This is a genomic window from Persicirhabdus sediminis (assembly GCF_016595495.1).
Taxonomy (GTDB): domain Bacteria; phylum Verrucomicrobiota; class Verrucomicrobiia; order Verrucomicrobiales; family Akkermansiaceae; genus Persicirhabdus; species Persicirhabdus sediminis.
Map to the genome: position 1 here is coordinate 216,513 of NZ_JAENIM010000041.1, position 21,227 is coordinate 237,739.

General features: G+C 48.8%; 20 protein-coding genes. 7 read left to right on the forward strand and 13 right to left on the reverse strand.

Annotation, left to right across the window (positions count from 1 at the left end; all coding sequences use genetic code 11):
- Positions 1-666 (forward strand): transposase (locus tag JIN82_RS11630; protein WP_425511516.1); only part of this gene is annotated, 666 nt, incomplete at its 5' end.
- A 140-nt stretch (positions 667-806) separates the two neighbouring features.
- On the opposite strand, the gene JIN82_RS11635 is transcribed toward JIN82_RS11630, so the two are convergent.
- The 8 genes from JIN82_RS11635 to JIN82_RS11670 form a co-directional block, all read right to left on the reverse strand.
- On the reverse strand, positions 807-2,786 hold the full coding sequence (locus JIN82_RS11635) for a glycoside hydrolase family 97 protein (protein ID WP_200311822.1): 1,980 nt from the start codon (positions 2,784-2,786) through the stop codon (positions 807-809).
- 125 nt (positions 2,787-2,911) lie between these two features.
- Positions 2,912-3,400 (reverse strand): MOSC domain-containing protein, encoded by a 489-nt coding sequence (locus JIN82_RS11640; RefSeq protein WP_200311823.1) that lies wholly within the window; start codon positions 3,398-3,400, stop codon positions 2,912-2,914.
- A 4-nt stretch (positions 3,401-3,404) separates the two neighbouring features.
- Entirely contained in the window at positions 3,405-4,397 is a 993-nt protein-coding gene (moaA, locus tag JIN82_RS11645) for a GTP 3',8-cyclase MoaA (RefSeq protein WP_200311824.1), read from the reverse strand.
- Between the two features lie 2 nt (positions 4,398-4,399).
- A complete protein-coding gene (locus tag JIN82_RS11650; protein ID WP_200311825.1) occupies positions 4,400-4,711 on the reverse strand; it encodes a hypothetical protein in 312 nt (103 codons plus the stop codon).
- Positions 4,704-5,099 (reverse strand): 4Fe-4S dicluster domain-containing protein, encoded by a 396-nt coding sequence (locus JIN82_RS11655; protein ID WP_200311826.1) that lies wholly within the window; start codon positions 5,097-5,099, stop codon positions 4,704-4,706. The genes JIN82_RS11650 and JIN82_RS11655 overlap by 8 nt, the downstream gene beginning before the upstream one ends.
- Positions 5,100-5,120: 21 nt before the next feature.
- Positions 5,121-5,945, reverse strand: a complete 825-nt coding sequence (locus JIN82_RS11660) for a hypothetical protein (RefSeq protein WP_200311827.1) — start codon at positions 5,943-5,945, stop codon at positions 5,121-5,123.
- Between the two features lie 28 nt (positions 5,946-5,973).
- Positions 5,974-8,400: a molybdopterin-dependent oxidoreductase gene (locus JIN82_RS11665; protein ID WP_234041958.1), complete on the reverse strand. Its 2,427-nt coding sequence runs from the start codon at positions 8,398-8,400 to the stop codon at positions 5,974-5,976.
- Positions 8,401-8,434: 34 nt separating this feature from the next.
- Positions 8,435-8,665, reverse strand: coding sequence for a hypothetical protein (locus tag JIN82_RS11670; RefSeq protein ID WP_200311828.1), 231 nt, complete (start codon positions 8,663-8,665; stop codon positions 8,435-8,437).
- Between the two features lie 151 nt (positions 8,666-8,816).
- Between JIN82_RS11670 and JIN82_RS11675 the strand changes: the two genes are divergently transcribed.
- The 4 genes from JIN82_RS11675 to JIN82_RS11690 are packed head-to-tail and all read left to right on the forward strand — an operon-like array spanning position 8,817 to position 12,170.
- Positions 8,817-9,479, forward strand: a complete 663-nt coding sequence (locus JIN82_RS11675; protein WP_200311829.1) for a hypothetical protein — start codon at positions 8,817-8,819, stop codon at positions 9,477-9,479.
- A gap of 11 nt (positions 9,480-9,490) precedes the next feature.
- On the forward strand, positions 9,491-10,447 hold the full coding sequence (locus tag JIN82_RS11680; protein ID WP_200311830.1) for a 4Fe-4S dicluster domain-containing protein: 957 nt from the start codon (positions 9,491-9,493) through the stop codon (positions 10,445-10,447).
- A gap of 24 nt (positions 10,448-10,471) precedes the next feature.
- Positions 10,472-11,740, forward strand: coding sequence for a sulfate reduction electron transfer complex DsrMKJOP subunit DsrP (gene dsrP / locus JIN82_RS11685; protein ID WP_234041959.1), 1,269 nt, complete (start codon positions 10,472-10,474; stop codon positions 11,738-11,740).
- 7 nt (positions 11,741-11,747) lie between these two features.
- Complete coding sequence (locus tag JIN82_RS11690) at positions 11,748-12,170, forward strand: RrF2 family transcriptional regulator (protein WP_200311831.1); 423 nt, start codon at positions 11,748-11,750, stop codon at positions 12,168-12,170.
- A 122-nt stretch (positions 12,171-12,292) separates the two neighbouring features.
- Here JIN82_RS11690 and phoU read toward each other — a convergent pair whose 3' ends face one another.
- From phoU to JIN82_RS11715, 5 genes are all read right to left on the reverse strand, one after another.
- Complete coding sequence (gene phoU, locus JIN82_RS11695; protein WP_200311832.1) at positions 12,293-13,015, reverse strand: phosphate signaling complex protein PhoU; 723 nt, start codon at positions 13,013-13,015, stop codon at positions 12,293-12,295.
- Between the two features lie 42 nt (positions 13,016-13,057).
- Positions 13,058-13,876 (reverse strand): phosphate ABC transporter ATP-binding protein PstB, encoded by an 819-nt coding sequence (gene pstB / locus JIN82_RS11700; RefSeq protein WP_200311944.1) that lies wholly within the window; start codon positions 13,874-13,876, stop codon positions 13,058-13,060.
- Positions 13,877-13,977: 101 nt separating this feature from the next.
- Positions 13,978-16,131, reverse strand: coding sequence for a PstA family ABC transporter permease (locus tag JIN82_RS17720; RefSeq protein ID WP_200311833.1), 2,154 nt, complete (start codon positions 16,129-16,131; stop codon positions 13,978-13,980).
- Positions 16,132-16,152: 21 nt separating this feature from the next.
- A complete protein-coding gene (pstC, locus tag JIN82_RS11710) occupies positions 16,153-18,123 on the reverse strand; it encodes a phosphate ABC transporter permease subunit PstC (protein ID WP_200311834.1) in 1,971 nt (656 codons plus the stop codon).
- Between the two features lie 185 nt (positions 18,124-18,308).
- Positions 18,309-19,121 (reverse strand): phosphate ABC transporter substrate-binding protein, encoded by an 813-nt coding sequence (locus JIN82_RS11715; RefSeq protein WP_200311835.1) that lies wholly within the window; start codon positions 19,119-19,121, stop codon positions 18,309-18,311.
- Positions 19,122-19,298: 177 nt separating this feature from the next.
- On the opposite strand from JIN82_RS11715, the gene JIN82_RS11720 reads away from it, so the two are divergent.
- Both JIN82_RS11720 and JIN82_RS11725 read left to right on the forward strand, forming a co-directional pair.
- Positions 19,299-19,973 carry a response regulator transcription factor gene (locus JIN82_RS11720; protein WP_200311836.1) on the forward strand — a complete coding sequence of 225 codons (675 nt, stop codon included), beginning with the start codon at positions 19,299-19,301 and terminating at the stop codon, positions 19,971-19,973.
- Positions 19,974-20,135: 162 nt separating this feature from the next.
- Positions 20,136-21,224: an ATP-binding protein gene (locus tag JIN82_RS11725; protein WP_200311837.1), complete on the forward strand. Its 1,089-nt coding sequence runs from the start codon at positions 20,136-20,138 to the stop codon at positions 21,222-21,224.
- Positions 21,225-21,227 lie beyond the last annotated feature (3 nt).

The window sequence follows — 21,227 nt, forward strand, 5'->3', positions numbered from 1 at the left end:
AAATACAAAGAGCGTTTTTGTAACTTAGAAAAATTCGTTAAAGAACTCAAAGAGCGCTACAGCCGATGGTATAACAAAACTCACGGTAGACGCGGCGCGCTATGGATGGGCCGTTACAAAAGCGTACTGGTTGAGTCGACTAACAAAGCCGAAGAATACGAAACTGGTGAAGATTTCACCGCGCTGCACGCCATCTCTGCCTACATCGATCTGAACCCAGTTAGAGCGTGCATCGTTAGCGATCCAAAAGACTACCGCTGGTGTGGTTACGCCGCCGCGCTAGCTGGCAGCAAACGCTGTCGCTACGGGCTCTGCGAGGTGATGCGCGTAGCGCAAACTAGCTGGAAGAAAAACGCCCATCGATACCGACTCTGGCTGATAGGAGACGCAGCTGTCACTGATGAAAATGCCAAATCCCAGCTAGAAAATGAACGTGCTAGAGAGGGCAAAATCTCACCCGCCGAGCTGCTACGACACAAAATAAAATACTTCACCGACGGCGTCGCCATCGGCGGCAAAGCCTTTATCAACAATCAATTCAGAACTCACCGCAAAAAATTTGGCAAGAAACGCAAGCAAGGCGCAAAGCCTATCACCTCAGCTGGCCAGCCAGCTGAAAGTCCTAGCAAACTCTACAGTCTGCGCGGATTCCATGGCTCGAGTTAGATATGAAAAAAGAACTAGCTTAAAGCTTCAAGAAAATGAACTCGCTGGATAAGGCGAATGACGCCAATTTCCCAGCGAGCTAAATAGGATGGGGTTTCTCGCCCGCATTAATGTACGAGCGGGTTGCTTCAGCTGATTGTTTATTTGCTCTGCGTAAACTTCACGCAGGCGCCGCCGCCAGGAGCAAGTTTGAGCTCTAGAGTATCCTCAGCGCTGACTTGTAAAGTTTTGCTTTGGTAGGCCTCTTTGTTGGATTCAAAATGAGCGTCAGCTGCGTCTTGGAAGATGGTGGCTGTCCATTGGCCAGCTTTTAAGAATTTGAGATCAACATTGAGCTCGCGAGCTTGTTCGTTAGTTGTAGCAGCTAGCAGAATGTTATCTTTATTGCGGCGCATCATCACTGCGTATTCGCCGATTTCACCAGCTAGCGTGCGGCTCTCTAACCATGGTTGTGATTGGTTAGCGATGAAGTCAAACAGCTCTGGGTGCTCGGCGTAAGATTCAGGCGCATCGAGAATGATACTTTGTCCGCTGAATACGATCAATGTACGAGCGCATTCACCAACGATAGTTGATGGGATCGGCTGGAAAACGCGCGGTCTATCAGTATGTGCATCTGTGAGGCCAAACATGCCGTTGTTCATATCGATTGGCCCACCGAGCATGTTGACAAAGATTGAGGTGTGGAAAGTCGTTGGGCTAAATGAGCGCTTGCCGTCAGCCTGTGCGTGACAGTACTCGCGAGTGGTGCAGTTAGGCCAGGTGCGGTAATCGCCGCTAGGCATTACTGGGTTGTCGTGGAAGTTACACATCAGCTTGTACTTCGCACAAAGCTGGATGATTTGGTTAGTTTTGTTGACCTTGTCCTGACGGCCTTTGCCGCGCATGAATCCATATTTGATTCCAGCTGCGCCCCACTCTTGGTAGGTTTTCAGCGTATTTTCGAAGTCGTAGTTGATGCGAGCTTTGTCGTTAATGTAGAGGAAGATGCCGACGTTTTTCTCATTACCATATTTGATCAATGCTGGGATATCGATAGGGTCTTTCCAGTCAGCTGGGGCATCCTTGCGCTCGATGTGGCCATTGTCACTCTGGAAGACTAGGTGGTCACGGCTCGTTGTTGGATCTGATTTTGGGTCAAACTCTTTACCGTACCAGTTAGCGTCTAGCAGTAGGTAGGGGACGTTAGTGGCACTGGCGTAGTCGATGAATCTTTTCCATGATTTCATATCGAGCCCGTACTCGAAGCCGTCGTCAGTTTTGTACCCCCATGTCCTCCAGTCCCAGAAGGTGACGCCAGGTTTCACCCATTCGAACTCACCGTTAGGTGCGGGAGGGTTGAGGTTTTCTACCAGTGAGGCATCTATCAATCCACCTGGAGTATCGCTGGTGAGGAGGACTCGCCATGGTGTGCTAAATGGTAGAGTTACTGTGGAAGGCTCTATTTTACAGTAGAAATGCGTGCTGTTGGATTTGCTAAAGATGTCCATCCAGCTGAAATTTACCAGCTGTGCTTCAGTGATAGAAAAGTAACCTTGCTCAGATTTGACGGTGGTGGGCAGCCGGCGGGTACCGTCGATTTCGCTAAATGTCTCAGGGCCTACATTTGGGCGCTCGCCATTATACGACCAGCTAGTGCCATCGATAGCAAAATGAAATTCGCTCAAGTCTTGGGTGATAGATAGTTCGCTATTTGGGTTTTCACCATCGATAGAGGTGAGGTGATAGCGGTAGGCTATGCCTTCATCGTAGACACGGAAAATAACTGTGAGATCTACTTTGCCGCCGTCAGCTGGGTTGAGGTTGATCTGCAGCTCCTGATAGTCGTCGACAATATTTTCCCGTTTGCCAAACACTGGCTGCCAAGTGGCATTGTGGTGGCTGGTATTCATCGACTCGACTTTCCATACTGGCGCGATATCACCCCACTGGAGACCAAGGGTACTTTTGGCTAGAATCGCTTTGCCATCGCGCTCCAGTTGATAGTAAATCTCGCCATTTTCCTCAAATACGCTCAGCGCATTGCGGCGGTCTGGGGAAAAGTGCTGGTTATCATCTGCTGAGATCAACGCGTTTGAACACAGGATAAGGAAGGCAGAAGTTTTGAGTGTTTTAGTCATCAGAGAGCCAAAAGTAGTTCTTTTGGTGATGATGAACAAAATTTAGCCGCCTTGCAATGCACTCTTTTAGATTTGGTAGATATATTTTCTAACTCATTAGAAAATGATAACTATCTCACCCTGATCTAGCTGGTGATTTGTAAACTAGCTGAGCCTAACTTAAACGATCCACTAGAGAGGATTTTACACCTCAGTCCACCATTACCTTTGAGGATTTCCTCTGTGCCCTCGCAGCCAGTAGCGCTATCCATCCAGTAGCACGGTCGGCACTCCTCGGTGGCGAGGAAACGGATGCCGTTGATGGTAAACTCTTTACTGATTAGGCAGTTAAGGTCGACGCCCGTGGTGATCACATTGCGGCGAAAGGTGCTGGCGGGTAGCTCTGGCTGCTTGGTAAAATCGCGAACTTGCGCAACGATAGCTGAGTTGAAAAAGGTGATTTGTCCTTTGTAGTCGTCTTTCCAGTCAAAGAAACGATCGTCAACGATGCCGCGGCCAGCTATCAGTTCGATTTCATTTTGTTCGATGATAGGGCTGGTTCCAGCTGGTTTGCCGTGGTGGCCAAAGTAGTTGTGCGCTTTGGAAGTGAAAAGGTGATCGATATTAATGAGCATGATGTTAGCCTCCTAGATAGGACATCTCGGGTTTGGTGTGGGTTGCCGACGAGCGGATCTGTGAGTAGCGGTCGTTGCGGAAATGCCAGATTTCAGCCAGCCTAGCAGCTAGCTGCTTATCATCCATGTCTGAGCGCAGTAATGATTTGATGTCGTGACCGTTAGCAGCAAAGAGACAGGTGAATAAATGACCGTCAGCTGACAGGCGGGCTCGTGTGCAGTCACCGCAGAATGGCTTGGTGACAGAGGAAATAAAACCTAGCTCGGCGTCGCCAGCTTTGAACCTTAGAGCGGTTTCTCCCAGCTGGCTGGGTGGCAGTTCTTCCAGCTGGTAGTGTTTGGACAGTTCCTTTTGAATCTCGGCGGATGGCATGACTTGGTCTAACTTCCACCCGTTAGTGTTGCCGGTGTCCATGAATTCAATGAATCGCAGGGTAAGCCCGTGAGCCATAGCGTATTGGCTTAGGGGAATGATTTCCCTCTCGTTGACACCTTTTTGGATTACCGCATTCACCTTGACGCCAAGTCCGGCGTCTTGCGCGGCTTCGATGCCCATCATGATGCTTTCCACGGATGATTTATCGCCATTCATTGAGCGGAAGATGCTAGCAGAAATGGCATCTAGCGAAACAGTAACGCGGTGCAAGCCTGCATCTTTGAGTAGCTGTGCTTTTTGCGCTAACATGGATCCGTTAGTGGTCATTGCAATGTCGCGGATTCCTTCTAGCTGGCTGAGCTGAGCGATGAGGATGTGGAGGTCTTTGCGCAGCATTGGTTCGCCGCCAGTGATGCGGATTTTTTCCACGCCGAGCTGGCTGGCTAGACGGGCGGTACGGGTGACTTCCTCGAAGCTGAGGATTTCAGCATGTGGTAGAAATTGATAGTTTTCCCCAAAGATCTCAGCAGGCATGCAGTAGCGGCAGCGAAAGTTGCAGCGATCCGTTACTGAAATTCGTAAGTCGCGCAATGGGCGCGTTAGTTGATCTAGGGTCTGCATGCTTAGAAGTTGTGCTGGATACGAGTGATACGAAATGCGCCCTGTGGTGCCTGCATGATGGTATCCCACCACTGGGATCCTTCGTGCTGGTAGCGTATTTGTAGCCCTCGCAGTTGCCCCGCAATAAGCATGGCGGCAGCCTCATGCAACTCCAGATTCTGCTGATCATTGACATATTCTTGAGCGGCAAACTTCGGCAAGACCTCTATCAGCTCCGTACACTTGTTGATGTCGTCAATTAAGTTGTGGATGAATGAGGCGTCGATATCTGCTTGGTGTAGATCTTGGGTGATTGTAGGTGATTCTTCAGACATGGTTAGGGTGATTTGCTAGTTGGATAGCATTTTGGGGAGCTGGGCAACGGTCGATACACTGGCCGCAGCCAGTGCAATGATCGGCGACGATCGTGGGTTTACCATAAGTTCTAGCAATCGCACCTGGCTCAGGGCAATGCTCAACACAAGTAGAACAAAATGAACCCTGCCATGCGAGGCATTTAGCTGTATTGATAATGGCACACTGTGCGCCAGCTGGGTTTTCTATATCATCATCCAGCTGGTGGGATGTCTCTGTTGGAGCTTGGGTATAGGCGACTAGTTGGTCATCATTAGCGGCATGTTCATCTGGCTCAGGGCGAATGATTTGGCGAAACCTGAGAAATAAATCACGGCGCGAGACGACTTTAGGGCGATGCTCAGACATTTTAGCGATCAATGGAAACCATTATTCTGATAGAGGTATGGGCGACAATGGCATGGAATGGTTTTCCCTATTATCAAACAGGTCGTTAGGCGCGTGGCATTGCAGACAGTTTTGGCGATATGGGTGCGGGGAAGAAATAGCATGCGGTTGCTCAGGTCCGTGGCAGGAGTTGCAGTTTTGTCTCATCCATACTGGGTGGGGGACTGTAGGTGGCGCTCCGGGATAGGCTCTAGAGCCAGCACCCGGACGCAGAGTGCCGACAAAGTCGCTAGAAATTTTGAGACCTGTCGGGCCTGCGTATCTAGCAAATCCAGCGCGATCACCACTGACGTGGCATTGCGTGCAACTGCTCATGTATGGGTGGGAAATCTCAGGTGCTCTTCTGCCAGCTATAATCCAGTTAGAACCAATGGCGTGGCAAACGATACACGACTCATTGTCGCGCGAGTTGATAGCATGTGGAATCACTGGTGGCGCACCGTCAAAGGCACGGCGAGCAAACCGTTCGATGAGGATTTGGTCGCGCTGAGCTGGAGTGAGAGCTACCGTTTCCGCCATGGATGGTGGTTTTTGTGGCAGTTTGGTAAGCACGTTATTCCAGTTATTGTTAGCCTGCCACGTGGCATCGGGAATGTCGATGTAGCGTGGCGCTACTGGATAGTGCACCTGATCGCTAGTGCTGGCTTGAGCACCAGCTAGCCATGGTGACTCAGCCTCATCGTCTAGCTTGTTTTGGCGCAGTCCCATAAAAAATCCTGAGACAGAAATCATGCCCACAATCATAAGCACGACCATGAGGATGTCTCGGTGTTTGGCAAAATACCCTTGGTTTTGGTCCGAATTCATAAGTGAGCTGGATTTTCAGTTAGGATTTTTATGGTAGCGGTTGTTCTGGCTGAGCGTCTGGATGGAATTTCTCCACTCTAACGGCGCATTTTTTGTAATCCGGTTCTTTAGAAACTGGGCAATGGGCGTCGATGGTGACGTCATTGATGAGTTTGGTTTCATCAAAGAAAGGAACAAATACAGTGCCCTCTGGTGGGCTGGCGCGGCCGTTGATCCACACGGGAAGAATCATTTCTCCGCGGCGGGAAATCACGCGGGCTTGATCGCCATTGTTGAGTCCTTGTTTTTCTGCGTCCTGAGGGTTCATCTCCACGTAGGCTCCGGGCATGGCATTGCGCAGTTGTTCTACGCGCATGGTCATTGAGCCACTGTGCCAGTGCTCGAGCACGCGACCGGTACACAGCCATGTTGGAAATTCTTCGTCGGGTGATTCTTCAGGATCTTCGTACGGGCAGAACCAAATGAGCGCTTTGTCGTCCTTGGTGACGGAGTGATAGAATTGAATACCTTTGCCTTTTTCGACAAATGGATCGTCAAATTCAGAGAAGCGGAAGCGGGTTTCACGGAAGGTGCCATCTTTCTGCTCAACCACAGGCCAGCGCAGTCCTTGTGATTTCACCAGCACATCGTATGGGGCCACGTGTTTGTGTTTCATGTGGCTGAATGGGCGGTATTCTTCGTAGAGTGCTTTGTCGGTATTGATGTCGTGGTAATGATCGTAGTCCCAGATAGGCACGACTTCACCTTGTTCGTCTTTGACGGTGAATAGGAAGTCGCCGTTTTTGTCTTTCATGCCAGGGTGACCCATTTCGAAGAGTTTTCTAGCAATGGCAATGGTCATCCATGCGTCTTCGCGTGCTTGCCCTGGCGGTTCGACTTGTTTGAACCATTGCTGAGTTCTGCGCTCTGAGTTGCCGTAAATACCGCCTTTTTCTACCCAAAGAGCAGCTGGGAGAACGAGGTCAGCTAGCTTGGTTGTAGCTGTTGGATAGACTTCGGAAACGATGAGGAATTTGTCATCAAGACCTTCCTTGGCGGTGAAAAGTTTGGCTAAGTTAGGCAGCGTGTGGCCAGGGTTAGTGACCTGTACAAAGATGGTGGAAATGTCGCCACCTTTATCTGCTGGTGTGCAGAATTTTTCCCACATTTTCACTGTGTGGTAGCCAATCTGCGGGTTGATGCGCCCACGTTCCACGTTCCACCTATCTTCGCAGTCGCTTCTATCTGATTCTTTGGCGATGAGGCGGCCACCGGGCAAGGTGTGACATAAGGTGCCTACTTCGCGAGCTGTGCCGCATGCTGATGGTTGTCCTGTCAAGCTGGTTGGGGCATTGCCGGGAGTGCCAAAGTGGCCCGAGAGCAAATGAATGCCGTGGACGAGTCGGTTGATGGCGGTGCCGCGGAAATGCTGGTTCATGCCCATGCACCAGAGCGAGGTGATTTTCAGCTCTTTGTCGGCAAAGGTTTCAGCTAGGATTTTCAGCTGTTCTTCAGGGATGCCCGATAGCTCACTCGTATACTCAAATGTGTAGGTTTTGAGGTTTTCTTTGTATTCTTCAAAGGTGGACGGGCGGCCCATGAGGTCGCGAGTTTCGTCATCGACATCGATGCGGAAGTTGCAGTGTTTGGAAACAAACTCTTTGTCGTAGAGGTCGTTTTCTACCAGATAGTGAGCGATGCAGTTAGCAATGGCTAGGTCTGTCTGGGGTTTGAAATTCATGTAGTGATCGGCGAATTCGGTAGAGCGGGTTCTGCGCGTGCCGATGTCGATGATGGTGACTTTTTCGCCGCGTGACCTGCGGTCAACGATACGCGAGAATAATACGGGGTGCATTTCAGCTGGATTGTTACCCCAGAGGATAATCACATCGGCTTCGTCGAGGTCGTCATAACAGCCAGCTGGCTCATCAACGCCGTAGGTGGAGATGAAGCCGGTAACTGCTGAGGCCATGCATAAGCGGGCATTGGGTTCGAGGTGGTTGTTTGATAGACCTGCTCGCATGAATTTCTGCGCTGCATATCCTTCTGGAATGGTCCACTGGCCTGAGCCGTAGATGGCAAATTCTTTGGGTTTTTCGTAGATTCTTTTGGCAATGACTTCGATGGCTTCGTCCCAGCTGATGGGCTCGAGTTTGCCATTTTTCCGCAGCATTGGCTCCGTCAACCTGTCTTCGCCGTAGAGGATGCCGCCGACATGATAACCTTTCACACAGAGCAGCCCTTTGTTTACTTCTGCGTCTTCGTGGCCAGCGATGGCAACAACTTTACCGTCTTTGGTGCCTACTTTGACATGGCAGCCTGTACCGCAGAACCGGCAGGGAGCTTTGTCCCAGTGGATACCTTGGATGGTTTGGCCATGTTGTGTTGGCGCCACACCGGCCTTTGCTTTGGCAATGGAGGTGGCGGCTGCCATGGCCGATATTTTTAGGAAATCACGACGCTCGATGGATGACATAAGGATAGATGGTTGGTTGATTGATTAGTGGGAGTTAGGAAACGCTAGCGAAAACGATATCGACAAAATTGACGCCTGGTAGTTGTTCAATCCACTCGTGGAGCTCGTGTGAATTTTTGGTATTGTTGCTCTCCGCGACTACTGGCAGCCAGCGATCTTCCAGCTGGCCAACTTCAATTTGGCTATGGTTAGAAAGCTGCTCTAGCGCAGACTTTCGTTGTTCTAACGAGTCGTTTAAAGTGAGCAATAGGGCATTAACAGGCATAGTTATGAAATTTACTGTATTAGGAATATTTAACCATTGATTCAGGTAATGACAATCTCGAATAAAATATATTTCTTTGATAGCCAAAGAGATAGAAGTGAGTTAAATGTATGAATGAATTGCGTTTTTGTACGCATCTTCCAACAAGTCTATGGCCAATAAACAAAATGCAGGCAGGTTAGTTATCGCCATCGCGATCTTGATGATCGGAGGCATTATTACCGTCCTTTTCACCAGTTACATCATTGATGAACAGGAGCGGGAAGAATACGAAATTTACGAAGATGGGATTCAGACAACATGGACGCCAGGTGAAGCCCAATTTGAGGTAGAAATTAACAGACCAACAGGCGTGCCTATGGTCGACTCGGGTAAGAAAAACTACGACGGTGAAGCGGTGATGGTGCGCTGCAATACCTGTCACGATAGCAAAGAGATGAATTTGTTAGTGACGAGCTCCAGCCAGCTTAAGGATTTCCACCAAGGTTTGGTATTTAATCACGGCGAGCTCAGCTGCTTGAGCTGCCACAATGCGGATAACTACGAAACATTGCGCCGTTCAGATGGCCAAGTGATCGCCTTCCAGAATGTGATGGAGCTGTGTGGCCAATGTCATGGTCCACGCATGCGAGATTACAAGAGTGGATTGCACGGCGGCATGGTTGGCCACTGGGACCTGCAGCGTGGTGGCCGCAAGCGTAACAATTGCATCGATTGTCACGACCCGCACGCGCCAGCGTATCCGCAAGTTATGCCCGTATTCCCGCCAAAAGTTCGTGCGGGAAAAACCGTTAAAACTGAAACTAATCATTAAACAGATCATATATGAGTGAAACGAACCAAGGTGGTTGTGGAGGAGATTGTTCATGCAGTGGTGGTGGATCCGGTGGATTCGACCGCAGAACCGTGCTGAAAGGTGTGGGGGCTACTCTGGGTGTGGCTGCATTTGCTAAAGCGATGGCTCCTCTAACGGAGTGGAAAGACAGCACCTCGGTTGATGAGTTTTTACAAATGCACTACCGCGAGCTGGATAAAGATCAGCTGGCGGCTGTGATGAAACGGCTAGAAGATGAGACGAAGGCAGACTACGGCGCCGATGTTTCTATTTCTGACGTAAAAGCACAGAAGGGTGTTAAGTTTGGTTACGCCTTGAATCTATCTGTTTGTGTTGGTTGTCGCCGTTGTGCGAAAGCTTGTCATGAAGAAAATAACCATGATAGAGCGTCAGGGAATTCATACATTAGAGTGCTGGAAATGACGAAAGGGTCGATGGATATGGAGCACGGCAATGCCGACTATAACCATGCGGTTCCCAAGTCCGATAAGTTTTATATGCCGGTGCAATGCCAGCAGTGTGAGAATCCACCCTGTGTAGATGTTTGTCCGGTAGAAGCCACTTGGAAAGAAGATGATGGCATTGTGGTAGTCGACTACAACTGGTGCATTGGCTGCCGCTATTGTGAGGCAGCATGTCCATACCACGCACGTCGCTTTAACTGGAACAAACCAGAGATTCCCAAGGAGGAAATCAACCCAGATCAATCCTATCTGAGTAACCGCATTCGCCCTCAGGGGGTGATGGAAAAGTGCACCTTTTGTTTGCACCGAACTCGCAAAGGAAAAATGCCAGCCTGTTTAGAAGTCTGCCCAACAGGCGCTCGGGTATTTGGTAACTTGTTGGATCCGAATTCAGAAATTCGCAAAGTATTGGCTCAGAAACGAGTCTTTGTACTTAAAGAGGAATTGGGCACTCGCCCTAACTTCTTTTACTTCTTCGATTAAGATAACGCCCAGCTACTACGATATATGAGTAATCACTCAGAGGATAATATGAAACCTGATCAGCCGCATAGCGCGTCGTTTCACGCCACTAGTTATGGCAAGTTTCTGCGCATTGCCTTCAGGCTAGCTACTACTGGAAGTTGGACATTTTACGTGTGGATGATTTTCCTAACCTGTGTGGCTCTTGTTGGAGCTAACGCATGGGCTATCCAAGTTAGGGATGGCATGATACGCACTGCGATGACTGACCACGTATCGTGGGGATTGTATATTGCCAACTTCACCTTTTTGGTAGGACTGGCGGCGGGGGGTGTGATGATGGTCATTCCCGCGTATATCTACAAAGATGAGGATATGCATGATACGGTGATTATTGGTGAGCTGTTAGCTATCGCCTCCATTGTTATGTGTCTGATGTTTGTTATCGCTGACTTGGGCCGACCAGATCGATTCTGGCATATGTTGCCCTTAGTGGGGAAATTTAACTGGCCGATATCGATGCTTACCTGGGATGTGATTGTGCTTAACGGTTATCTGTTATTGAACCTGCATATCTGTGGCTACCTGCTTTACAAAAGGTTCATCGGTGAGAAACCTAACCCAAAATGGTATGTGCCATTTGTTTTCATCAGTATTGCGTGGGCTATTTCTATCCACACGGTGACTGCGTTTTTGTACTGTGGTTTGGGCGGTCGACCATTTTGGAATAGTGCCTTGTTAGCGCCGCGATTTTTAGCCACGGCATTTTGCGCAGGCCCAGCATTTATTATCTTGGTGCTGCAATTGATCCAGCGACTAACTTCAATGCACGTCGGCAAAGGCGCGGTGAAAACCTTAGTGAGCATCATGCGGATCACGATTTTGATTAACCTGTTGATGTTAGTTTCCGAGCTATTTACTGAGTTCTACACGGGTGGCGCTCACGCTGAAGCCGCGATTTATATGTATTTTGGTCACAATGGCATGAATGCGTTAGTTCCATGGGTTTGGACCTCAGCCATCTTTGTTGTTATAGCTACAGTTTTGTTACTGCGGCCTAATGTTTACCAGCATACAAAGACGCTAACAGTCGCGTGTATTTTGATATTTATCGGTGTTTGGATAGAAAAAGGCATGGGTCTAATCATCCCTGGATTTATCCCTTCAACACTGCACGAATGGGTTGAGTACGTGCCTAGTGCGATAGAGTGGAAGGTCTCCGCGGGCATCTGGGCAGCGGGTCTATTAGTTTACACTGTATTGTTAAAGGTTGCGATTCCTATATTTACAGATAGAGTCCGTGGCGACTCCTAATGAATGTATGAATTGTGGATATGGAAAAATGTCTCGTTGTGCCGTTGCGGCGGTGAGTTATCTAGCTGAATGTTATCCTAGTGGCCATAGAGCCAATTCTAGGGAAATAGCTGAGAATCGTAATTTGTCCCAAGCATTGGTGGCAAAGATTCTCACTGTGCTTTCGCGCGAGAAGATTGTTAATGGCACGCCTGGCCCAGGTGGTGGATATCTGCTGAACGTGGCTCCTGAGAAGTTGAGCCTAGCAGACATTGTACTTATCTTTGAAGATCCAGAGAGCACAGACATGTGTCCTTACGGCCCTGATTGGTGCGGGTCTGAATCTCCTTGTCCTATGCATGACATGCTTGTGGAAATGCAGGAGTCTAGCGTGCAGAAAATGCGCGATACTCCATTTAGCATTTTCATCGGCAACTCGGCTAAAATTTAGTCGAAATCAAGAAATTTAGTTAGTTGTAATTCAAGTTAGACAACTAAGGAGACACAAAAAAAGCGGTATGAATTGCGAATGTCGCAATTCCCACCGCTTGTGTTAGCTAGCAAGTCCTGCGACTATGCTTGGTTTGTTTGATTAGCAGCCGCTTCTAATACGGAGCTAGGGATATCGTCGCTGTGACGGATATCTTCTGATGAAGCCGCAAAGACAACTTCTTCAGCGATGTCGATTGCTAGCTCGCCAATACGCTCGAGCCATCGGCAGATGAATAGAATGTTGAGGTACTCGCGGTACTCTGGGCATTCGTTTTCTACTTCGCGTGAGAACTTGCGAGAGATCTTTTTGTGCATTTTGTGCACTTCCTCTTCTTGGTTGATGAGGGCGATGGCTTGGTTGAGATCAAGGTCGCTGTAGGCAGTAACCGCATTTTTGAGCATGGTGCTGACTAGCTCATAGAGTGGCTCGATGGCAGTAACACGTGGGATCTCTTGGCCTTTGATGATTTTGCGTGAGCGCTTGGCAATGCTTACAGCTAGGTCAGATGCGCTTTCAAAGTTAGAAGAAATCTTCATGGTGGCGATGACCAAGCGAAGGTCTGAGGCTACCGGACGGTATTTCAGCATGATGGCCATGCCTTGGCGGTCGACTTCGAGCTCGAGTAGATCTTCGTCGTCATCAGCTGCGATGGCTTGGTTGCATAAGGTTTTATCGCGCTCGATCAATCCGCGAATGGAGTTGTCGAGGTTGCGCAGCGCTGCTGAGCCCATCATCAATGTTGTGGACTTGAACTCGGTGAGTGAGTCGTTGAATGAATCTAGAATGTGTCCTCCAGTGTGCATATAAATTGTTTCTAGTTAAAGTTAGTAATCGGGGTGTGATTCTTAGCCGAAACGGCCACTGATGTAGGCCTCTGTACGTTGCTCAGCTGGGTTGGTGAAGATTTTGTTAGTTTCATCGTATTCGATGAGTTCGCCAAGGTAGAAGAAGGCGGTTCTATCTGAAACACGGCTAGCTTGCTGCATGCTGTGCGTAACGATGACGATGGTGAAGTCTTGGCGCAGATCCATGATCAGCTGCTCAACTTTAGCGGTGGCGATAGGATCGAGTGCGGAGCACGGTTCATCCATGAGGATGACCTTTGGCTGAACGGCAATCGTTCTGGCGATGCAGAGACGTTGCTGCTGACCACCGGAGAGCCCGAGCGCGCTGGTTTTGAGACGGTCTTTGACCTCGTCCCAGAGAGCGGCTCCACGCAGGCTTTTCTCCACAGCTTCATCGAGCTTGGATTTATTTTTGATGCCTTGAATGCGAAGTCCGTAGGCGACGTTATCGTAGATGCTTTTTGGGAATGGATTGTATTTCTGGAATACCATGCCGACTTGCTTGCGCAGCTCGATGGCTGATACATCCTTGGCGTGAATGTCTTGGCCCATGATGCGGATTTCACCGTGGCTGATCATGGATGTTTCCACCAGATCGTTCATGCGGTTGAGACAGCGAAGAAGGGTCGATTTACCACAGCCTGATGGGCCAATAAATGCGGTCACCTGCTTAGGCGCAATATCGAGTGAAATGTCTCTGAGTGTATTGGTTTTGCCATTATCGTAGCTGAAAGAAACATTATCGATTTCAATCACTGGTTTGGTCTCAGTGGCTGATGGTGTTGATGCGGCGGAAGATGGCTGTGTGTGCTGGTCCATGGTCTTAGGCGTGGTAGACGGCGTGTCAGAAATTGTTGCCTTGGCGGCGGGCTCTTTGACGAGAGTATCCATATTAAATAATTTGTCGATTGTGGAGGGGGTTACCATTTGATCTTGTTACGAATGCGAATGCGCAGGTAAACTGAGACGCCAGCCAATGACATGACGAGCATGAGGAATACGAGTACGGATCCGTACTGCATAGGCTCAGTGTATTGTGATTGTGGGATACGTCCGGCGACGGTGTAAATGTGGTAGGGCATGGCCTGCACTGATTGCTGGAGGAATTCTAAGAAGGCACCAAATCCATGTGATTGAAGTCCTTCCCAAGGCAGCAGCGAGCGCTCGGCGACGGCGGCTGTGAACATGATAGGGGCGGTCTCACCGGCGACTCGAGTAATGCCGAGCACCGAGGCTGTGAGAATACCAGGGAATGCGTATGGCAATACCGCAGTGCGGATGGATTGCCACTTGCTGGCTCCCAGCGCGAGTGAGGCTTCGCGGAAGCCCATCGGCACCGCTTGCAGTGATTCCTCACAGGCGGTAATGATGACGGGGAGAACCATGATCGCGAGAGTGAATCCACCAGCGAGCATACATGTTCCCCAGCCTTGGAAGCTGAGATATGTCCAGCCATTGTAGAAGCGAGCCTTGCCATTGGCTGAGGCGGCGGCAACTACGTCTGATGTCTTATGATGGCTTTCGGCCATGAAGATGCTGTTATTTTCAATGTCGCGCAGGTTTGGTTCGCTGGCGATTTTGGCTAGAGGCACACGCAGAACAACGTTGTTACTAGATGATGGTGTATCTGTGATCTGTGGGGCGATGAGCACAAAGAGGCCCAGGCCAAAGAGACCAAATACGATGGATGGCACACCAGCTAGGTTGAGCATGGCAAGGCGAACGGTTTTGAGAAATCTTCCTTTGCGAGCGTACTCGTTGAGGTAGATAGCGCTGGCAATACCTGTGATCAGAGCAACAGTCATGCAGATGATGACGAGCAGGGCGGTACCAATGATTGGGCCAAGAATACCACCACCTGAGTAGGAGTGTGAGTGTTCGTCGAGAATGTTCAGCGCTCCAGAACCTGCATTTTCACCTTTGAGTTCTAGCTGAACTTCATTTGGCGCGAGAATTTGAGCGTCTTTGCTGAGGTCAAATCGCACAAATGGCTTTTTCACTTCGTAGTTGCTCACATTGCTGATTTTGAAATCAGGGTTGTCGCGTACGACTTGCTCAAAGGCGGCTGTAGGCAAGCTAAGAGTAACAGCTTCTTTGAGGTCTAGCTCGACGGCTCCACGCTCAGTATTGTGCAGACTGACAAAGCTGGCATTTGGGTTGGCTAATTTGAGAATATCCAGGACTTTTGAAGCCAGTTCGTATTGGCCAGCTGGCATGGAGAATTGCAGGAAGTCTTGCACACTTACTTGCGGTTCTACTTTGCTGAATGGCAGACCACCTTCTTCAGCGAGACAGGCTGCGTACTGAGCTTGGCTAAGTGTGACGACTTGGCTGTTGGGGATCTTGGTGGACCTGATTTGATTGCGTTCGTCATCGTTGAATGACTGCAGCATGATGTAAATCAGAGTCGTTGGGTTGAGCGCGTCGTAGGTGGCTTTGTTAATCTCATAGTCGCCTTTTTCTACGCGGACGCGGAAGTAGTTGGTCTCTTCTGAAACAGGAGTCAGCTCACCAGCTACGATTTCAGGGTCGACTTTTTTGATTTCTTCCAGCTGCTCGCTGGTGACGCGGAACTCGGAGTCAGCGCTGAGATTGAAGCCAACTTGGGCATCTCTAGAGCGTGACAAGAAACCAACGCGGAAGTCGTGGTTATTGTTTTCGATTAGCTGCAGGTAGCCGTCACCGATGATGGTACCTGGCTGCAGATCGAAGCGAGTGTGCGGGTAGCTTTTTTCAAACTCCTCACTGTTTTCAACAGGAAGCTTCTTGTTGTCACCTACGATTCTTTCAAATCCATCAGCTGAGATTTCTAGGCCTTCCGTGGCGGCAACATCAAGTACAGTGAGTGTTTGAGGTTTCTCCGTGAGGAAGCTGAATCCTTTGTCCCAGAGAACTGGTGCGCCATTTTTGATGATGGTGCCAAAGACGACTAAGGCACTGATGAGGATGGAATAAGTGGCAATGAGAAGAACTGAGCGCTGGATGCGTTCGATGGTTCTCAAACGGCTTTTGCCTTGCTTAAATGGGTTCAAGCTAGTGGCAATAGCGTCTTTTTTATCAGGTAAAGAGCTCATGATAAGAAGTGTGTAAAGTGATTAACGATCGCTGTAACGACGCAGAATGGTCTGAGCGGTAAAGTTGAGACTGAGAGAAACAATAAAGAGAACGAGGCCGACCATAAACAGGGCTCCCCAGTGGAGTGAGCCTTGTACGACTTCGCCAATTTCTTGCGCGAGAATACCGGTCATCGAGTGAGCTGGATCAGTGAAAGCCGTTGGGATTTTAATCCGTCCACCCATGACGAGTAGAACGACCATGGTTTCACCGACGATGCGGCCAAAACCAAGCAGAACAGCGGCGATGATGCCTGATAGGCAGCTAGGAAGAATAACCTTGAGCACCGTCTGCAGATTAGTTGCGCCGAGTGCAAGTGAGGCTTCCTTGTAGGATTTTGGCACGTTATTCAGCGCATCTTCGGCGAGAGTGAAGATGGTTGGGGTAGCCATAAATGCGAGCAGGATGCCGGCGTTGAGCATGGTGAGGCGACCTTCAATAGGGAAACCAGGAATCCAGGAAAGCGCTGGGTTTTGGCCAATATCAAAGAGGAACTGACCGAGCACAACCACACCAAAGAAGGCGAGTACGATTGACGGAATGGCCTGAATAAACTCGATGACAGGTTTGACGATGTTTTGCTCAACTGGTGAGGCAAGGCGGTTGACGTAAATGGCTCCGCCTACGGCAAATGGTACGGCGAGTACAACCGCAATGATAGCGGCTCCGAGTGAACCGGTGAACAGTGGGAGAATCCCGTAGAAATCTTGCCAGCTGGAGTTAGTGATCCACTCCGTGCCAAAGAAGAAGCCGGTAACTGCTTGGCTCATTGGGTAGGCTTTGGTGTGGTCCCAAACTTCCATTTTCGCGCGGTTCTCGGCGAAGAGGTCGTAAATGCCACTCTTGATAGATGCGATCTCCTTCAAGCGCTTTTTCGCAGCTCCTGATTCAAATCCATCAGCTGATGGGATTTTTTCTAATGCCGCACGTGTGCTTGCTTCTAGCTGGGCCTGTAGCTCAGCGTGTTTGTCGAGCGAGTTGTAGAGCGGCTGGTTGAGTTTGGTGTAGTCTGGCTGGATTGTTAGGATGCGCTTGGCCTCAATGGCAAGTCGCTCTTTATCTTCATCAGAGCTGGCCAGTGCCGCACCTGACTCCAGAGCTAGACGTCTAGCTGACGAACTTTGATATTGCTGAGCTTGTTGTTTGGTAGAGATGGTTATTTTACGCAACTTGCTAACAAACTGGTCAAAATCTCTCTGCGGCTCACGCAGTAATGTATTGGCTTCAGCAAGGTCGAGCAGGTTTTGGTCCTTACTGATTTCGATAGATTTTTCAGCTAGAGATTTTTCGATTCTCTCGATGAATGCTGATTTTTCTCCAGTGACCAGACGGGTGACAGCTGCCTGTCTGAGGTCGTCGAGATATTTAGGAGATGTCTCTAGCGTCTTGTCGGAAAGGTCGTTGTAGTTGATCGTTAGGGAGGCTTCTTCGGCTGCTTTTTTCAGCTGCTCTTGGGCTGTAGCTACACGCTGATGGCGGGCTTGTTTTTCAGACTCCTCAAGGTTCGGGTAGAAATCAATTTCTTCTACTTGTTCCTCAGCGCGCTTCAGTTCTGTGATCTCGCTGTTCACTTTATTGCGCAGCATGTTGCGGATGGCACTATTGAGGCTTGGGATGTCGCCTTCTACGCCTTGGCGGTATTTGATTTCATAGCTGCGTGCCTCGGTAGCTAGTGAGGCGAGACGCTTCTGGGCAACAATCTGCGCCATTGGGTAGTCGGCAAATTCTTGTCCTGAAAGTCGGTATAACGAGAGGTTCTTGCGATAGTCAGGGAAGAAGAAAAAGGCTTCTTTTACCAAGAATAGGCAGATCAAAAAAATGACAATAATGGCGATAATGGCGTTGCCTCCAAAGAAGTATTTTATCGCTTCTTGTTTACCAATGCCCATGATGCGGAAGCCTCCTTTTTTGGTTAGAAGGTGCTCATTAGTTGATGATTTTTTTGCTCTCATTTTTTAGGCTACTGCGTTGAGTTCGAGTTGGTAGCTAAAGGGGGGAAAAGCCGTACTCGATGATGGGACTCGAGTACGGCTATATGTGAATTAGTTCAATTTAAATTCTTAATTATTCGCGAATTAAGCATATGATCGGCATTATTAGCCAGTCTAATTAGCTCAATTGTAGTTTGTTAAGGAAATTATTTTTTAGGGGCGATGAAGCCAACCTTTTGGATAACTTTACCAGCGATTGGGTTTGTAGTTGCCCAGTCGATGAACTTTTTAGCTTCGCCTGTTGGCTGGCCGTCTGAGTAGTAGTAAAGGTTACGCGCGTATGCGTACTTGTCAGCATTTTCAGCAGTTGGAGCAACGCCGTCGATAGTTACAGGAATGAGGCCGTCACGGTCTGAGTATGCGAGACCAACATAACCGATGCCGCGAACGTTTTTAGCAACTTCAGCTGCGATTTGCTCGTTACCAGCCATTTTCTGAGTGTCTGTACCGTAGTCTTTTTTGTTCAGCGCGAGCTTCTGGAAAGTAGCGTATGTGCCTGATGATGTATTACGTGTGAATACAGCGATTTTACCTGGAGTACCACCAACTTCAGCCCAGTCAGTGATGGCGCCTGTGAAGATGCCTTCGATCTGCTCTTTGTTGAGTTCTTTAACTGGGTTTGCTTCGTTAGCAACCACAGCAATCATGTCTACGCCAGCTACGATTTCTACCAGCTCTTTGCCAGCAGCAGTGAAGTTGTTCTTCTCTTGGTCTTTAGCTGCACGTGATGACATGCCGAAATCAGCTGTGCCAGCGAGCAGGTTAGTGAAGCAAGTTGAAGAACCTTCAGCTGCGATTTCAAAGTTAACGTTGTTGCCTTGTGCTTTGTACACCTCAGCAAGTTGAGGAACCATCTTCGCGCCGAGGGTGTCAGATCCCTTAACAACGAGGTTAGTCTGAGCTGAAAGGCTAACTGTTGCAGCTGCGAAGATACCGGCTAGTGTGTGTGTCAGTTTCATGATATGAATTGAATATAGATTTGCTCGTAACCCGTGATGGGCTCGACACCGCAGTATTTCGCACTTTGACATGAAATCGGCAAAAGCTTCTTTGTCACAAAAGTGTGACATTCACATTGTTCTGGTCGGAATTTCCCATGGTATATAGGGTGCGGGTGACCGAAACCCGTTTAATTAATGAAAGTTTTAATAGTAGAAGACGAAGTGGATATTGCAGATTTGATTAGCTTCAATCTCAAGCGGAAGGACTATGAAACCTTCATGGCCCACGACGGCATTAGGGGCTTGGAAATGGCTCAAGAGATACAGCCTGATATTGTTATCTTAGATCTTATGATGCCGGGAATGGATGGGCGCGATGTATTCAAGCAAATGAAACGTGATGCGCGGACAATGAATATCCCGGTGATTATGCTTACCGCTCTCGGCCAGACTGAAGATAGAATTAAGGGATTGGAACTTGGCGCGGATGACTATTTAACAAAGCCGTTTAGTACTAAAGAATTGGTCTTGCGGGTGGAAGCAATACTCAAACGTACCACTCAAAAAACGGGTTCCACTAAGTTTAAGTTAGGGCCATTCAACTTCGATAAAAACACACTGTCATTCTATATTCACAGCGAAAGAGTGGATCTAACGTCTACTGAGTTTAAGCTCATGCTTTACTTGTGTGAGCGTGGTAGCGCCGTGCAAGACAGACACCAAATCCTGCGTGAAGTGTGGGGCTACAGTGACGATGTGCATACACGTACCTTAGATACGCACATGAAGCGCTTGCGCAACAAGCTAGGCGAACATGCTCATCTGTTGGAAACCGTGCGAGGCAAAGGTTACCGTATTAACGCTGAGTGATAGTTAATTTCGCCAATTAATTCAATGGATGCTTTTTTCATAATCTTGTTCGCCTTCACCACGATCATCGTATCTTGGAGGTGGTTTCTGGCTCATCAGCAAAGCCTTCATTTGGAGACTAGGTTGAGTCAGTTAGGGGCAGCTAATCCCGCCCGAAAAGGGGTGGTTCTTAGCCGAGATCAATTAATAGACGACTTAGATGATGCCATTCTAATCATCACGAAAGATGGATTGATAGAGTTTGCCAATAAACAGGCGAGCCGTCTTTGTGGCGATCGCCAGCTGAATGGCAGAACATTGATAGAAGCATTTATCGATGACCGCCTAGCCCAATCAATCTTGGATTGTGTTGCAAAAGGTGGCGAGCAGAGTGATTCGATTGTTCTTCCTGGTTTTTCTAGCCCATTAAACCGCGACCTTGGACGCAGTGATAGTGCGTGGTCGCTTTGTGTTTCCCCATATAAAGATTCCAGTGGTGTGGAGCACGGCTGGTATAGGGTAATTATGCGAGATGCCACAGAGAGTTATAATACTGACCAAGTGAGAAGAGATTTTGTGGCTAACGCATCGCACGAACTGAGAACTCCTTTGGCTATCATCAGCGGTTATTTAGAAAACTTGCTAGACGATGACCTTGTCGAAGATACTGAGCTGGCTCGCCGCTTCATGGGAAAGATGCGCAAGCACAGCGATCGTATGGCGCGGCTAGTTGATGAAATGCTCATGCTCTCACGCATGGAATCTGGCATTGCGCAAAACATCAGTGCTGAAGAGTTTTATTTGATAGAGTGCATCGATGATGTCCGCGAACGGCTTTCTTCGATTATCGTCGAGCAGAAAGCTAAACTCAAAGTTGAGGTGGCTGATGACTTGTTAATTATAGCTGATAGATTTTATCTAACTCAGGTGCTGTTCAACCTTATTGAAAATGCTCTCAAACAAAACCGCAATGAAAAGGTGCGTGTTGTAGTTAGCGCCGGATATGATAACGGCTCAGTAGCGATTAAAGTAACTGATAATGGTATAGGAATTCCAGCTAACGATATTCCATTTATTTTCCGCCGATTCTATCGTGTTGAGAAACATCACAACAGAGATCAGGTAGCTGGCACTGGGCTGGGCCTATCAATTGTGAAACGAGCTGTGGAAGCTCACGGTGGCGAAATCTCTGTGAACTCTCAACCTGGCTTGGAGACCTGCTTCACGATGCGCCTGCCATGGGTGCAGAAATCTGCTGAAAAATCAGACTAGCTG

Bases quoted from the DNA above. Each gene is read 5' to 3' on its own strand.
- JIN82_RS11635 (WP_200311822.1), bottom strand. From the start codon at position 2,786: ATGACTAAAACACTCAAAACTTCTGCCTTCCTTATCCTGTGTTCAAAC.
- JIN82_RS11640 (WP_200311823.1), bottom strand. From the start codon at position 3,400: ATGCTCATTAATATCGATCACCTTTTCACTTCCAAAGCGCACAACTAC.
- moaA (WP_200311824.1), bottom strand. From the start codon at position 4,397: ATGCAGACCCTAGATCAACTAACGCGCCCATTGCGCGACTTACGAATT.
- JIN82_RS11650 (WP_200311825.1), bottom strand. From the start codon at position 4,711: ATGTCTGAAGAATCACCTACAATCACCCAAGATCTACACCAAGCAGAT.
- JIN82_RS11655 (WP_200311826.1), bottom strand. From the start codon at position 5,099: ATGTCTGAGCATCGCCCTAAAGTCGTCTCGCGCCGTGATTTATTTCTC.
- JIN82_RS11660 (WP_200311827.1), bottom strand. From the start codon at position 5,945: ATGAATTCGGACCAAAACCAAGGGTATTTTGCCAAACACCGAGACATC.
- JIN82_RS11665 (WP_234041958.1), bottom strand. From the start codon at position 8,400: ATGTCATCCATCGAGCGTCGTGATTTCCTAAAAATATCGGCCATGGCA.
- JIN82_RS11670 (WP_200311828.1), bottom strand. From the start codon at position 8,665: ATGCCTGTTAATGCCCTATTGCTCACTTTAAACGACTCGTTAGAACAA.
- JIN82_RS11675 (WP_200311829.1), top strand. From the start codon at position 8,817: ATGGCCAATAAACAAAATGCAGGCAGGTTAGTTATCGCCATCGCGATC.
- JIN82_RS11680 (WP_200311830.1), top strand. From the start codon at position 9,491: ATGAGTGAAACGAACCAAGGTGGTTGTGGAGGAGATTGTTCATGCAGT.
- dsrP (WP_234041959.1), top strand. From the start codon at position 10,472: ATGAGTAATCACTCAGAGGATAATATGAAACCTGATCAGCCGCATAGC.
- JIN82_RS11690 (WP_200311831.1), top strand. From the start codon at position 11,748: ATGAATTGTGGATATGGAAAAATGTCTCGTTGTGCCGTTGCGGCGGTG.
- phoU (WP_200311832.1), bottom strand. From the start codon at position 13,015: ATGCACACTGGAGGACACATTCTAGATTCATTCAACGACTCACTCACC.
- pstB (WP_200311944.1), bottom strand. From the start codon at position 13,876: ATGGACCAGCACACACAGCCATCTTCCGCCGCATCAACACCATCAGCC.
- JIN82_RS17720 (WP_200311833.1), bottom strand. From the start codon at position 16,131: ATGAGCTCTTTACCTGATAAAAAAGACGCTATTGCCACTAGCTTGAAC.
- pstC (WP_200311834.1), bottom strand. From the start codon at position 18,123: ATGAGAGCAAAAAAATCATCAACTAATGAGCACCTTCTAACCAAAAAA.
- JIN82_RS11715 (WP_200311835.1), bottom strand. From the start codon at position 19,121: ATGAAACTGACACACACACTAGCCGGTATCTTCGCAGCTGCAACAGTT.
- JIN82_RS11720 (WP_200311836.1), top strand. From the start codon at position 19,299: ATGAAAGTTTTAATAGTAGAAGACGAAGTGGATATTGCAGATTTGATT.